Here is a 14,005-nt window from a genome sequence, read left to right on the forward strand (position 1 = left end):
TCAAAACTATTTATCCATAGGTTGTCCCGGTTGACCCAAACCCACCTTCACCGCGTTGGGAGTCGTTTAACTGCGCTGTCTCTACAAACTCAGCTTGAAGCACTGGGGCAATAATGATCTGGGCAATGCGCTGACCTGGGTTAATCTCAAACGCAAACTGTCCCAGGTTAATCAGAATTACCTTGATTTCTCCGCGATACCCGGCATCGACGGTACCCGGTGTGTTGAGTACCGTAATGCCATGTTTAAGGGCCAGGCTGCTTTTGGGTCTCACCTGCATTTCATACCCCTGGGGGATTTCTGCGGCTAGACCAGTGGGAATGGCTAACCGCTGGAGTGGTTGCAGCGTGTGAGCGCCGATGGCCACTAAATCTGCACCAGCATCACCGGGATGGGCATAGCCGGGAATTACGGCTTCAGGGGTGAGTTTTTTAAACTTGATAGTGATGATGGGACTGGTCATGAAGGCTTGAGCGAGTGGAAGGCAGAGAGGAGCGACTAAACGGTTTCCGCCGCTACTGGTGTCTGAGGTTTTAGATCTAGGGTTAGAGCTTCCATGGGCCGTGGGGTTTTAACCTCTGTGGAAAGATTGGCATTGGCAAGTTGCGATCGCACCACATCTGCCCCTCCAGATGCCGTTAAAAATTTAGCCAGTAGTCCTTCATAGCCCACATCGCCACCATCGGCTGTGGGCAATAGCCACTGGGGTTTTGCCTTTTGGGCTAGTTCTAGGGCACCCTCTCCGCCCCGAATAACAGGACCGAGTACGGGTAATGTCAAACTCACCAGGGGGGTAATAGCCACATCGACCGGAGGACGCGTAGCCAGGGCAACGTCAGGATAGCCGTGGGGCTCATAGTATAGGCGCAGCCCTGTATCTAAGACAGTGATGATATAGGCATTTTCTTGGGTGAGAGGACCAATGGGGGCTCCTGGTAAGGCCTCAATGAGTAAATCATCACCGAGACGATGGCTTTGCCCAGGGGGCAGGTTGATGACATCGGTAAACCCTTTCTCTTTGGCTACTTTGGCGGCAGCGGCTGAAGCAACTACTGGAATTGATTTATCGAGTGCTGCCAACGTTTCTGGATGGGCATGATCAGCTAGGCCCTGGGAAAGCAGTAATAGGTCTACTTGTTGGGGAATGGGGATTGGTCGGGGTCTAATGCCACGAATCAACCAGCCTGCGTTGTTAAAAACCAGGTCTCCTATTAACCATGGATCTACTAGCAGGGAACGCCCTGCCAGGTTGAACTGCCAACTGTTCACATCTAACCAGGTGATGGTGTCTGACCTTTTTGTTGACATAGCTCCTCTTAAAACTGCGCTGAAAAAAACTGCTGGCTGTTATAGTGATGCCGAACTGCGGAAAACTGTAGCTACAAACTCTACCAAGTGGTTAATCTGCCCCTGTTTGAAAAAAATGAACGTTAGTCCGGACAGATTAAGTTATGAAGGTAGAGTGAACTATTAAGTTTTACTTATGTTCTTTCCCTACTTTATACGTTTCTTCAAATTGTTTTTCGTTTTCTTGATGTGATCCCCGTATAATCAGGCTGTTTATCGTACAGATTGGTACAGCGTTCCAAAATATTGGCTAAATAGCTAATATTTTTCGGTTTAAGCGCTTAAGTTCAATGCCTATGCGTCGGCAATTGCTGAAAAGTTACACAGTTTTAGTTACTCGTACTGGGCAGACTCCCGTTACGATTACGTTTACCCCACTTGCCGGAATGATCGCTGCATTTGTCCTGCTTGGGGTGCCCTTAGGTTGGCTGGGGGCTGTTATTTTTTCTCTTTTCCAGAGTAATGTTCAGCTGGCGGATCAAAACCGGCAGCTTACGGATCAGGCTCATCAGGTTCTAACTGATCTGAATACGTTAGATTCTGAAATTGAAAATCTAAAAGAGCGAGCTGGGTTGCCTGAGTTGAGTAACCAGAATAGTGTGTCAGATGACGGTATTCCCCGAGGTGGGGAAGCTGTGACCGTTGATGGTGTTGAGCTCTATGAGAAAGCTAGCCAAAAGCTGCCTAAGCTGAGTGATCTTTTGGATGACAGCATTAAGCCTGCGTTGGAAGAAACGCTTGCTGAAGAAGAAGCGAAGATAGCCGCCTACCCAGATGGAGTTCCCATTGGCGGCCCGATTGATATTTCGTCTGAGTTTGGGTTGCGTCGTAATCCCTTTGGGGGTTCTTCCTATGAAACCCATGAGGGCACAGATTTTGTTGGCCCCTATGGCACCCCTATTGTGGCTACTGCGGAAGGTGTGGTAGGCCGGGCTGAGTACTATGGTGGCTACGGTAATACCGTCACCGTCAAGCATGGCTACGGCTACGAGACTCTGTATGCCCACATGTCAAAGGTCGCTGTGGCGTCTGGGGCTAGGGTCAAGCGCGGTGATGTGCTGGGGTATCTAGGTAATACTGGTCGTTCTTCTGGGCCTCATCTACACTACGGTGTCTATTTCAAAGGCACGGCCATCAACCCGCGTAATGTGATGAAGATGGATCATGATATGACGTTGGTTGAGTACTGGCGGTTGCGTTAGTCAATGGCAATGGACCGTCCTCAGAGGGGCGTCCTACGGTAGGATTGAAAGGCTTTCAAACACCTTTCTTGAAACCTATGGGCAATACCTTCGGTCACCTATTCCGCATTACTACGTTTGGCGAGTCCCATGGCGGTGGTGTGGGTGTTGTTATTGATGGTTGTCCACCTCAGTTAAAAATTTCTGCTGAAGAAATTCAGGTGGATCTGGATCGACGACGGCCAGGCCAGAGCAAAATCACCACACCCCGTAAGGAAACGGATACCTGCGAGATTGTTTCTGGGGTATTTCAGGGCCAGACCTTAGGCACACCCATTACAATCTTGGTGCGTAACAAAGATCAGCGTCCCCAGGACTATGGGGAAATGGCAACGAAATATCGTCCTTCCCATGCGGATGCTACCTACGATGCTAAGTACGGCATTCGTAATTATCAGGGAGGTGGTCGTTCTTCTGCGCGGGAAACCATTGGTCGGGTAGCGGCGGGTGCGATCGCAAAAAAAATTCTCCGTCAGGTGGCTGGCATCGAAATTGTTGGCTACGTCAAACGGATTCAGGACATAGAGGCCCCCATCGACCCCGATAGCGTCACCCTGGAACAGGTGGAAAGCAATATTGTCCGCTGTCCGAATCCTGACTTTGCCGATGAAATGATTGCCCGCATTGATCGGGTGCGCAAAGACGGCGATTCCATTGGTGGCGCAGTGGAGTGTGTGGCCCGCAAAGTGCCAAAAGGTCTTGGGTCCCCCGTTTTTGACAAACTTGAAGCCGACCTCGCCAAGGGTATGATGTCCTTGCCTGCCAGCAAAGGGTTTGAACTGGGCTCCGGGTTTGCCGGTACCTTTCTCACCGGCAGTCAGCACAATGACGAGTTCTACACTGACGCTGACGGCAATATTCGCACCCGCACCAATCGCTCTGGTGGTACCCAAGGGGGAATTTCCAACGGCGAAAACATCATTATTCGCGTAGCCTTTAAGCCTACAGCCACTATTCTCAAAGAGCAAAAAACCGTAGACCAGCAGGGCAATGAGACCACACTGTCCGGTCGCGGTCGCCACGACCCCTGTGTATTGCCTCGGGCGGTACCCATGGTGGAGGCCATGATGGCTCTGGTGCTGTGCGATCATCTGATGCGTCACCAGGGTCAATGCAAGCTGCTTTAGGACCCTGGCCTACGCGGGCCATAGTTGTTTTGTTTTGGATTGCCGCTGGCGGTATTGGCTGGTACTACCTCTTGTTGCCAACAGCCAATCTGACTACGGGTAGCCCTACCATTGCTGTTGCCCTCATCCTCATATGTATCGACCAAGGGCGCATGGCTTGGGTTGATCTTCACAATGTCTATCAGGTTTCCCTGGCCGAGCGTCGTGTAGTCATCTTCTATGGCGTCACCCTAATTACGGTTGCCATGGAACTCATTGGGTTTTATCTGGCCTGGCAACATCTGGTGCTGGGCATGGTAATTTTTCTCATGAGTCAGTTCTTTTTTAATACAGCTGCCAATATTCAGCTATATCCCCAAAGCCTTGAACCGATTCGGCCATTTCCGATGCAGGCCCGTTGGCCCGTCTTAATAGCCAATGGTATTGCTCTCGGCCTGATTACCCTATGGCAAGCCAATTACCTGCGTCAGCTGACCTCTGCCCTTTGGCTAGGCATGGTGGTCATTTACCTGACAGTCAAGTATCTGATGGTTACCAACACAGCCGCAATGGCAGATGGGGGCGAAAGTCCATAGTTTGTCCTTGGTTTTCTACTTGCCCTGGATGGATATTGGGTGGGCCTTCTACCAAGCCAAATTCCATCAGTTTGTCGGCCTCGGGGGCTCCTATTTTGTTGGTCAAAATAAAAACGTGATCTAGCTCAAATTGCTTGCTCATGGGCGATATTCAGAGATGGGAGTCCAGGATACTTAGCCAGCTATGGTGATGCTTAAGACTTATTCAGATCCGTATCAGGAATAATTCAGATTCATAGATCATGATTTTAGTCAAGTAAATAAATCATCTGATGTCGTTGCTGATGGAGGGGATTTTCCGATCTACCTACCCATCGGTAATAGGCATCTTACTTATAAGGATCTTGACTCATGAAACGCTCTTTTTTATATGTTTTGACCGTTTTGATTGCAGCGACTGCTGTGACGTCTGCTGCCCAAGCTAGAACAACTTTTGATCCAAATCATCAGGTATCGAGCCCTTCAGAGCTCTCTGAAGATGCTACGTTCCATGACCTCATTCGCCACAATCGTGGAGTGCGCAATAAGAACTAGTACTGCTTCCAGCTAAAAATTGAGGATGGGTAGAGTCGTGACTGGCGAATGCCGAGGCACGGACTCATATCCCAAGCACTACAACAACCATCTCTGCCTAAGACAGCAGGGGTGGTTGTTTGCTATTACTAGACAAGACGCACGGCCCAACTCATGCAAAATCTAGCAGTGGAAAAAACGACCTACCACGATTCTTTTTTTGACCAGCTTTTTATTCGTCTGTTTGCTAGCAAAATGTCTAAAGCCGTTGGTGAATGTAGCAGTCGGTCTGGCTATGACGGCTTTGTAGAACTCTCGCAAAAGATTATGCAAGGTCGCAGTTCGCAACAGCAACAGCAGCTGGTTGCTGTCGTTTTGCAGTCATTGGTGCCAGCACCGGTCCTGTGGGGGATTCGTACGTTTTTCTCGCCTACCCAGTTGGTGTGTGAACTCAATGCCTGGTTTGCCACCCAGCTATTTGAATGGCTAGTGGGTCCTTGCACGGTGCAGCTGGCTGAGGTCACAACCGCCTCTGGTGAAAAACGGCAGCAAAAAAGTGCGGTTCACATCGAAAAGTGTCGTTATTTAGAACAAAGTGGCTGTGTGGGCATGTGTGTCAACATGTGCAAACTACCCACACAGCAGTTTTTTACTGAAAAGTTTGGTATTCCTCTGACCATGACACCTAATTTTGAGGATCTCAGCTGCGACATGGTATTTGGCCAAACGCCGCCGCCGCTGGAGACAGAAGACGCCTATCAGCAGCCTTGTTTGCAAGATTGTGCTGTAGCCAGTGAAAGCCCTGCCTGCCCCAAGGTAAGAACTTGAGACAGGGGGGCTCTGGCATTACCAGGGACTGCTAATCATGGTGAATCCGGCCCAGTAAAATGGATGAGATAATGAGCCTAAGCTTTCATTAGCCAGGGCTTTCTCTCCATATGATTTTTGTAGTTGGCTGAGATCAACAGCGTCAGTTTGATCCTTGAGTAGTGCCAGCTGAGCCTGGCGCAGTGCTTCAGCCTTAGTGGCTGTTTGGGGGATCTGGTGATAAAACTCACTCATCAAGGCCAATGTGCCTAAATCACTAACATCCCAAAGGCTAGCTACGGCTGACTTAACTCCGGACCTTAGGGCTAGTCCCGCAAAACCCAGCTCAGCATTGCTATCGCCTACGGCTGTTTCACAGGCACTCAACACCAAAAGCTCTAAGTTGGGCAGCTGCCAGTCTAAGTTGTTCACATCCTCCAGGGTGAGTCGCTGGTCCCATAGTTGGATGTAAGAGTTCTCTGGTTTGCCGGGCTTAAATTCGGCATGGGTGGCCAAATGAACAATGTCGTAGGATTGACGACTGAGTAAGGTATTAAAATTCTCCAGGGTAAAGCTTTGGTTGAGGAGGGAACGGTCTTGCCAGTTGCGATCGCTACCCTCAGCCGTCCGTAGCTGCCAGGCAATATTTGACAGTTCAACCGGTACCGCAGGTAGTGGAGACAAATCCTGAAATTCAGAGGCTCCCACCGCTAACAAGTTGCCGGGTTCAATGGCGTCATAGTCGGTATCGATCAGGTTGAAGGCAGGAATACTAGCGGTATTGTATTTCTCCACCAAAAATTGTTCACCATCATAGAGTGCGGGTAAGGCCAGCCCCCTGAGCCCATCTCCAGAACACACCAACAGAGTATTGATGCCAGCCGGGGTGAGAAACTCATCCTCATAGGGGCCAATTATCCAGTCGTATAGCTTACGAGCTGCTGGCATATAAGCATTGCCGGAGGGGCGACTGATATGCCGATGAAATTGCTCCGTGGTTTTTGCCAGCAGGTCTTTAGGGACGTCATACAAATCACGCACAATGGGCTCACCATTAGGCATAATCAGCACCAGGTGCAGGTGATCTTCTCGTGGCATGGCCCATAAAACAGCGGGGGATGTTCCGGTTTCTTCTCCAACCCGAGCTAATGCGATCGCAATTTCTTCTGGTGATTGAGTCACCTCAGCTAGATCTTCACCAAAATACGTTTCATATTCTGACTCCAGCATCAGTTCCATATTCAGAACTTTCTGGCTTAGGGTTAGTTCCTGGGTGAAGGCTGGTGTAGGCGCTATTATCAGTAGGCAAATCAGGGGAGCCAAAAGCCATCGCAGCGGTTTATGGCGTCTCGATAGGGCGCGAGATAAAAATTTCATATTGCTACATCCTAAAGTGTGTAGGTGCAACTACATAGAAGTTGGTCTGACTCCGCATCAATGTTGACTAAAGTCTAGGGTCAGTAAATGTCTGTAGGGTAGAGCGATAAGGTATTAAGCTTAGGCGCGTCAGTAGTTTTGCGCGTTTTTAACAGTCACAGGTGGTAAATGGTAGTGGGGGTAATTCCAGATATTTACCGACCTTTTGGTGACAAGGTAGATGACCCATGGATGTCCCTATTTGCGCATCCATTGTCTATGCAGCCGACCCGATTTCCGTCATGCTAGATCCCGAAGATGAGCGGTTGCTGATTGAGCCATGAGTTATCCATGGTAATAGCCATCAGTCTTTTTCAGATTGATTTAGGTTAGCCTCAGCAACATCGTCTTTAAAGACAAGTAGAGGAGTTATCACACCATGGGAGATATGGACCCAGTTAAGTTAATGAAGCAAGAAGTGGGTCGCGCCGCTGCTGCCCAGGTAAAATCTGGCTCAATTGTGGGTCTGGGCACGGGTTCCACCACTGCATTTGCCATTCAGTTTATTGGCGAGCGTTTGGCGGCTGGTGAACTTACTGACGTTGTGGGTATTCCCACTTCGTTTCAGGCGTCAGTACTGGCTAAAAAGCATGGTATTCCGCTAACTACGCTGGATGAAGCGCCTCGCATTGACATTGCCATTGATGGTGCAGATGAAGTTGATCCTCAGCAGAACCTGATCAAGGGTGGTGGTGCCGCCCACACTCGCGAGAAGGTTGTGGATGGCTTGGCCGAGCGCTTTGTGGTTGTGGTTGATAGCTCTAAGCTGGTTGATAAATTAGGTTCCACCTTTGCTTTGCCAGTAGAAGTTCTACCCATGGCAGTTGCGCCTGTCACTCGTGCGTTGACGGCATTGGGTGGTACGCCTGAGTTACGTATGGGTGTGAATAAGGATGGTCCTGTGATTACTGACCAGGGGAACATGGTGCTGGATGTGAAGTTTACCGGCATTGATAACCCTGCTGAGCTGGAGAAGACCGTTAACAACATTCCTGGTGTTTTGGAGAATGGTTTGTTTGTTGGCTTAGCCGATGAGGTGTTAATCGGTGAAGTGATTGATGGGAAAGCGTCGGTTCGGACAATGTAGGTTGGTTTGCATTGGTAAACCCCAACAATTTACGAATTGAATAATTGAGGTGTAGGGGCATCCCCTTGTGGGTGCCCTGTATAATCTATGCTTCACAAATTGGCTCGATGCTCATAGCACAATTGTGATGAGGCGATTGCGATGCAGGACTGGCACAAGGCCAGCCCCTACGAGGTTATCCGTTACATCAACGGCAGAATCGACTTAAATCTTGCATACTAATCAATGAACAATGTCACAGCAAACGAATGCAATATCGTCGATTTGGACGCACAGAACTGCAAATGCCGGTGTTCTCCTGCGGCGGCATGCGGTATCAGCACTCCTGGAAAGATGTCCCGCAATGGATGATTCCAGAAAAAAATCAACAAAACCTCGATGCGACAATCCACTGTGCGATTGAGCTAGGTATCAATCATATTGAAACTGCCCGTGGCTATGGCACATCAGAAATCCAGTTAGGTAAAGTATTGCCAGCGTTTGATCGCGATCGCATCATTGTTCAAACCAAGGTTACACCCCGTCAGGATCCTAAAGAATTCCTCGCCACCTTTAACAAGTCCATTAAAAATCTGCAGCTAGACTATGTAGACCTGCTGGGTATCCACGGCATTAATACCCACGAACTGTTGGACTGCACACTACGTCCGGGCGGCTGCATGGAGGTTGTGCGTGAACTTCAACGCCAGGGTCGAGTGCGCTACGTCGGTTTTTCCACCCATGGCCCCACCGATGTCATTGTCGACACGGTGAATACCGGGCAGTTCGACTATATGAACCTGCACTGGTACTACATTTTTCAAAATAATTGGCCTGCCATTGAAGCGGCCCAAAAGCACGATGTGGGTGTGTTTATCATCAGTCCATCGGATAAAGGCGGCCATCTGTATGCACCACCACCCAAGCTGGTGGACCTGTGCGCACCGCTGAGCCCAATGGTGTTTAACGACCTGTTTTGTCTGAGCCATTCCCAGGTGCATACTTTAAGCCTGGGGGCTGCTAAGCCTAGCGATTTTGATGAGCACGTGAAGGTACTGCCATTGATAGATCAGGCGGATGAGGTACTACCACCGATTCTAAAAAAGCTGGAGGAGAGTGCGATCGCAGCCCTGGGCGAAACCTGGTACAAAACCTGGGATGTGGGGCTACCCAAACCAGCCGACACCCCCGGCAATCTAAATATCCCCATCATTCTCTGGCTTGGTAATCTAGTGGATGCCTTCGATATGACCGAATACGCCGCTGCCCGCTATAACCTACTGGGCGGTGCCAGCCACTGGTTTCCTGGTTCCCGTGCCGATAATGTGAACTCTTTAGACCTGCGTCGCTGTCTTCAGCACAGCCCTCACCAGGATGTTATCCCTCAGCGATTGATGGAAATCCACACACGTCTGGCTGGAGCAAAGGTCAAGCGTCTATCAGAATCCTAGAGCTTGCGTAACCATAAATGAAATTGGTGTTGGCAACCATGGTTGCACATTATCAGCTGGAGTGGGTTGATCAAACACCTGAAACACCCAAACGTCGGGGTGTCACCCTAGCTCCAGCTAATGGTGTCAAGATGAGATTTAAAGGCAAACGATTATAGTTATCTTCTGCACTACGCTGATAAACCTGCCTGAAAAGTTTTGAGTGCCTCAACATGGTTGTCGATGAGAATACAGCGACAAAATAAATCTAAATCCATCTCTGGAACAGCTTTACTAACGCTGATTTTTTCATAGTAGGCTTCATCGTTATTATCTCGTAAATGATAAAGCTTGAGAACTCCATCTTCCCAAAACCAAACCTCAGAAATTTTAAGGCGTTTGTAAGCGTCTAGTTTGTCAATGCCACCGCTAGAGAAAACTATTTCGATAGCTAAGTCTGGACGTTGGCTACTAGGCGTCAGTTTATACGACTCATCAGCTTCTCGTTTAACATTTCTGGCTTCGTTTTCTAATGTCATAGAGCCAGTTGGCTTAAAGTCAAACCCAGCCATCAGCAAGTATAGTTCCAGTAGGGCTGCGATTCGCTTTTTGATGGTTTCATGGAGTTCTCCAGGCATTTGCTGTATCTCTAAGGTGCCATCTAGAAACGAAATTCGATACCCTGGCTGCTCAAGGAGTTGCTCAACCACTTTGAATTCACGCCAAGTCAAGCCTTTGAAAAGTAGGCGATTTTCTTCAGGGATTGGGGGAGCCGTTGTTAATGTCATTGGCGTTGCCTCAATCAAAAGTGATTTGCTTCCTATCATAGGACAGCTACTAGTGGCTATGCCACTGGTGGAAAGCCAGAACCTGAAAGGTGTTGACACATATGTTGATTTGGGTATTTCTCAACCCTCAAAGAACTTGTCGATAATTCGCCCATAAACTTGGTGTAGCTCATAAATATGGGCGATGGGAATATGCTCACCAATCTGATGCATCGTATTGTCCAGAGGGCCATATTCCACCGTCACACAGTGAGGTACGAGATAACGAGCATCGGTGATCCCACCCTCTGTACTCAGTCTTGGACGACGGTTGGCAATCTCTTCAACTGCATCTTGCACCAAGGCAACAAAATCATCGTTCGGATCAGTACGAAACGCTTCACCACTCACCCGGAAGCGAATGTCGTACTCGTTTCCATGCTCGCGAGCGATGGGATCAACCGTTTCACGAATGAGCTGCTGTAGCCCGTCTCCAGTTTGTTCATCATTAAAGCGAATATTGAACCGTAGTTTCACCTCAGCCGGAATCACATTCTCTGCACATTGTGCCGTCTCAAACTGGGTCATCTCCAAGTTGGATGGCTCAAACCACTCATTGCCCTCATCCAATGTTAGCTTTTGCAAAGCTGCCACCATTGCCACCGCAGCAGGTACCGGGTTCAGCACATTGCGCTGATAGGCCACATGCCCTTGTTTACCCTTCACCGTAATAAAGGTGTTAATACTGCCCCGACGACCAATGTGAACACAGTCTCCCATCTCCAACGGGTTAGTCGGTTCCCCCACCACACAGGCATCAATTTTCTCACCCTGCGCTGCCAACCATTTCATCACTGGCTTGGTGCCATTGATCGCCTCGTGTTCTTCGTCGCCGGTAATAATAAAACTAAAAGACCCTTGGAAAGTCTCTTTGTTCTTCGTTAACCAGGATGAAACAGCCGCAATAAAGCAGCCAATCCCCGCCTTCATATCGACCGTGCCCCGTCCCCACAAAATACCGTCTCGAATCTCTCCTGCATAGGGATCAATATCTCCCCAGCGTTCCCGATTGCCCTCAGGTACAACATCGGTATGGCCAGCAAAAGCCAGGTTAGGCCCTTCAGTGCCATAGCGGGCGTAAAGGTTATCGACTGCGTAACTGCCCGGCTCATTGTGGAATGTCATACGGTGGCAGGTGAACCCAAGCTGTTCTAGATGACGTTGGACAACATCGAGACCACCCTCGCGATCGGGCGTGACGCTGGGACAGCGAATCAGTTCTTGGGTGACTTTGACGGGATCGAAAACGGGAGTCGTGACGGTAGTGCTAGCGATCATGGAAATTCGTTTGTTTTCAGCATTGTACAAAACCGACTAACTGTTTGCCGCTGTTTGCTTTGTAACAAAGTCCTGATCGACTAACTGTTTGCCGCTGTTTGCTTTGTAACAAAGTCCTGATCGACTAACTATTTGCCGCTGTTTGCTTTGTAACAAAGTCCCGATAGGCCGCAATCAAACGCATCGTGATCGGACCAAACGCCTCAAACTGCTGCTCATCAATCTGGCTAATGGACTCAATCTCACAGGTTGTCCCGGTCAAAAAGACCTCCTGGGTCTGGGCAAGTTCTTCGGGTTTAATATGCCGTTCTATCACTTCAATGCCCAACTGCTTGGCCAGTTTGATGATGGTTTGGCGAGTAATCCCATCCAGGAAACAGTCCGGTATGGGTGTGTGTACAGCCCCATCCATAATCAGAAATACATTGGATGCGGTGGATTCAGCGATCAGCCCACGGTAGTCCAGCATCAGGGCATCATCAAACCCTTGCTGGATTGCCTCATGTTTGCTCATAAAGCAGATGGGATAGAGACAGGCCGCTTTGCTGACTGTCGGTGCAGTTGTTGGATCAGGCTTCCGCCAGGTGATACGGCTAGTTAGTTTTAAGGGTTTTTTGGTTTCGATGTTAAACAGAGTAGTGGGAAATGCCCAGGCGGCAATGCCAAGACGGGTTGATGGGGTCGGTGTATAGATCCGTAGCTGCTCACTGCCGCGCCAGGCAAAGTGACGAATGTAGCCGACATCAATCTTTTCTTTAGCCAGCAAGTCGTGGGTGGCAGTAATGATGTCATCCGTAGAATAGGGAATTTTAAAGCCTAGAATTTTGGCGGACTGATGCAGCCGTTCGATGTGTTCGCTGAGCAGAAAGGCTTTGCCATTGTAGATACGGACACCTTCGAAAACGCTACTGGCGTAGTGGAGGCCGTGGGTGAGGGGATGGATAGTGGCATTTTTCCAGACAACAGTTTTGCCGTTAAGCCACAGATATCCTTCCTTTTGGTCGAAAGGCAACAGAGACATGGGAATTCCTATGGATGATGGAGTTGGAGAAGCGAGGAGATTTGTGGAACGCTGTGGATGGAACGTGGTGACTAAAAGGACTTTGTGTCCTTGGATTTTGCCCTCACCCTAAATCCCTCTCCCTGGGGCTACTGTGTATACACATCTAGAAAATAATTTCCCAAAAGGTAGACATAGCCTTGAATTGGCCCTCATCCTAAATCCTTCTCCCTGGGGGCGAAGGACTTTGAGGCCAGGCCCCCCTTCTCCCTCAGGGAGTAAGGGGCTGGGGGATGAGGGAACTAATCCCGCAACAGGTCATTGATGGATGTCTTAGATCGGGTCTTATCATCCACAGTCTTAACAATCACATTGCAATATAGGCTAGGTCCAGGCGTACCATCTGCCAGAGGCTTGCCAGGCAATGCCCCAGGGACAACAACAGAGTAAGGAGGAATTTCACCGTAGGTCACTTCGCCTGTGGCCCGGTTAACAATTTTAGTGGACTGACTCAAGTACACACCAATGGCCAGCACCGCCCCTTCTCTAACAATAACGCCTTCGGAAACCTCGCTCTGGCCACCGACAAACACATTGTCTTCAATAATGACCGGGTTCGCTTGCAGGGGTTCTAGTACACCACCAATGACCACACCTGCTGAAATATGGCAATTTTTACCGATTTGGGCGCAGGAGCCGACGGTGACATAGCTATCGATCATGGTGCCACTGTCCACATAGGCACCGATATTAGTAAAGCTGGGCATTAGCACCACATTACTGGCCACATAGGACCCCCGTCGCACAACGCAGTTGGGTACGGCTCGAAACCCAGCTTCGGCATACTTTTCCTGGCTCCATCCGGAAAACTTAGAAGGCACCTTATCAAACCAGGGGGCGTCTCCCATGTCAGCGTATTTTAGACCGCTGGAAATAACGGTGGAGTCATTGAGGCGGAAGGACATGAGTACAGCCTTTTTCAGCCATTGGTTGACGACCCAGTCATCGCCTGACTTTTCACAGACGCGATACTGACCGCTATCGAGGCCGTTAACTACATATTCGATGGCATCACGGGTTTCGCCTGATGTGCTGGAATTAATCGAACTACGGTTTTCCCAGGCGGTGTCGATAATTCGGATCAGGTTCTGTGTGTCCATATGTGGTATGCCCTTTGGGGTTGCTGTTTGCACTAAAGTGGGTCAATTAAAAAACGTCAATCTTTAGATGCTATCGCTAAACCTTGTCTAAGTTAAATGGGCATCAATGTAGGCGGCTAACTCTGATTTAGATCGGACGTCAGGAATCAGGCACCAATTACTAATAGCGATAGTGGATGAATGTCCGTAACTATAAAGTTGTGCCTACTAAGCAGCTC

15 protein-coding genes are annotated in these 14,005 nt (G+C 49.3%); 7 read left to right on the forward strand and 8 right to left on the reverse strand.

From position 1 onward, the window contains the following. Positions 1 to 10: 10 nt before the first annotated feature. Positions 11 to 448 carry a dUTP diphosphatase gene (gene dut / locus U2F10_RS17670; protein WP_499872997.1) on the reverse strand — a complete coding sequence of 146 codons (438 nt, stop codon included), beginning with the start codon at positions 446 to 448 and terminating at the stop codon, positions 11 to 13. Positions 449 to 498: 50 nt separating this feature from the next. Continuing rightward, positions 499 to 1,308 carry an MBL fold metallo-hydrolase gene (locus U2F10_RS17675; RefSeq protein ID WP_499872899.1) on the reverse strand — a complete coding sequence of 270 codons (810 nt, stop codon included), beginning with the start codon at positions 1,306 to 1,308 and terminating at the stop codon, positions 499 to 501. Positions 1,309 to 1,637: 329 nt separating this feature from the next. On the opposite strand from U2F10_RS17675, the gene U2F10_RS17680 reads away from it, so the two are divergent. The 3 genes from U2F10_RS17680 to U2F10_RS17690 all read left to right on the forward strand — a co-directional run bounded on the left by U2F10_RS17680 (position 1,638) and on the right by U2F10_RS17690 (position 4,290). After that, entirely contained in the window at positions 1,638 to 2,549 is a 912-nt protein-coding gene (locus U2F10_RS17680; protein ID WP_499872901.1) for a peptidoglycan DD-metalloendopeptidase family protein, read from the forward strand. 77 nt (positions 2,550 to 2,626) lie between these two features. Beyond that, positions 2,627 to 3,715, forward strand: a complete 1,089-nt coding sequence (gene aroC, locus U2F10_RS17685) for a chorismate synthase (RefSeq protein ID WP_163660878.1) — start codon at positions 2,627 to 2,629, stop codon at positions 3,713 to 3,715. Further along, positions 3,700 to 4,290, forward strand: a complete 591-nt coding sequence (locus tag U2F10_RS17690; protein ID WP_499872903.1) for a hypothetical protein — start codon at positions 3,700 to 3,702, stop codon at positions 4,288 to 4,290. The genes aroC and U2F10_RS17690 overlap by 16 nt, the downstream gene beginning before the upstream one ends. On the opposite strand, the gene U2F10_RS17695 is transcribed toward U2F10_RS17690, so the two are convergent. Beyond that, on the reverse strand, positions 4,247 to 4,432 hold the full coding sequence (locus U2F10_RS17695; RefSeq protein WP_499872905.1) for a hypothetical protein: 186 nt from the start codon (positions 4,430 to 4,432) through the stop codon (positions 4,247 to 4,249). The two genes, U2F10_RS17690 and U2F10_RS17695, sit on opposite strands and share 44 nt — an antisense overlap. A 209-nt stretch (positions 4,433 to 4,641) precedes the next feature. Here U2F10_RS17695 and U2F10_RS17700 point away from each other — a divergent pair, with 209 nt between their 5' ends. Beyond that, entirely contained in the window at positions 4,642 to 4,824 is a 183-nt protein-coding gene (locus U2F10_RS17700) for a hypothetical protein (RefSeq protein ID WP_499062228.1), read from the forward strand. 153 nt (positions 4,825 to 4,977) lie between these two features. Further along, positions 4,978 to 5,631: a DUF4033 domain-containing protein gene (locus tag U2F10_RS17705; protein WP_499062229.1), complete on the forward strand. Its 654-nt coding sequence runs from the start codon at positions 4,978 to 4,980 to the stop codon at positions 5,629 to 5,631. Between the two features lie 18 nt (positions 5,632 to 5,649). Here the strand turns inward: U2F10_RS17705 and U2F10_RS17710 are convergent, their stop codons facing one another. Beyond that, the gene (locus tag U2F10_RS17710) at positions 5,650 to 6,987 is read right to left on the reverse strand and encodes a CHAT domain-containing protein (protein WP_499062230.1); all 1,338 of its coding nucleotides are present in this window, start codon (positions 6,985 to 6,987) and stop codon (positions 5,650 to 5,652) included. 418 nt (positions 6,988 to 7,405) lie between these two features. Between U2F10_RS17710 and rpiA the strand changes: the two genes are divergently transcribed. Continuing rightward, on the forward strand, positions 7,406 to 8,113 hold the full coding sequence (rpiA, locus tag U2F10_RS17715; protein ID WP_006515046.1) for a ribose-5-phosphate isomerase RpiA: 708 nt from the start codon (positions 7,406 to 7,408) through the stop codon (positions 8,111 to 8,113). Positions 8,114 to 8,361: 248 nt separating this feature from the next. Further along, positions 8,362 to 9,543, forward strand: coding sequence for an aldo/keto reductase (locus tag U2F10_RS17720; protein WP_499872907.1), 1,182 nt, complete (start codon positions 8,362 to 8,364; stop codon positions 9,541 to 9,543). A gap of 170 nt (positions 9,544 to 9,713) precedes the next feature. Here U2F10_RS17720 and U2F10_RS17725 read toward each other — a convergent pair whose 3' ends face one another. The 4 genes from U2F10_RS17725 to dapD form a co-directional block, all read right to left on the reverse strand. Continuing rightward, positions 9,714 to 10,310 carry a Uma2 family endonuclease gene (locus U2F10_RS17725; protein ID WP_499872909.1) on the reverse strand — a complete coding sequence of 199 codons (597 nt, stop codon included), beginning with the start codon at positions 10,308 to 10,310 and terminating at the stop codon, positions 9,714 to 9,716. A gap of 120 nt (positions 10,311 to 10,430) precedes the next feature. Next, positions 10,431 to 11,627, reverse strand: coding sequence for a succinyl-diaminopimelate desuccinylase (gene dapE / locus U2F10_RS17730; RefSeq protein ID WP_499872911.1), 1,197 nt, complete (start codon positions 11,625 to 11,627; stop codon positions 10,431 to 10,433). A gap of 124 nt (positions 11,628 to 11,751) precedes the next feature. Then, complete coding sequence (gene ilvE / locus U2F10_RS17735) at positions 11,752 to 12,648, reverse strand: branched-chain-amino-acid transaminase (RefSeq protein ID WP_499872913.1); 897 nt, start codon at positions 12,646 to 12,648, stop codon at positions 11,752 to 11,754. A gap of 281 nt (positions 12,649 to 12,929) precedes the next feature. Beyond that, entirely contained in the window at positions 12,930 to 13,787 is an 858-nt protein-coding gene (gene dapD, locus U2F10_RS17740; protein WP_006515040.1) for a 2,3,4,5-tetrahydropyridine-2,6-dicarboxylate N-succinyltransferase, read from the reverse strand. Positions 13,788 to 14,005: the final 218 nt, after the last annotated feature.

Source organism: Leptothoe sp. EHU-05/26/07-4 (assembly GCF_043421015.1).
In the GTDB taxonomy this organism is placed as follows: domain Bacteria; phylum Cyanobacteriota; class Cyanobacteriia; order Phormidesmidales; family Phormidesmidaceae; genus Leptothoe; species Leptothoe turfae.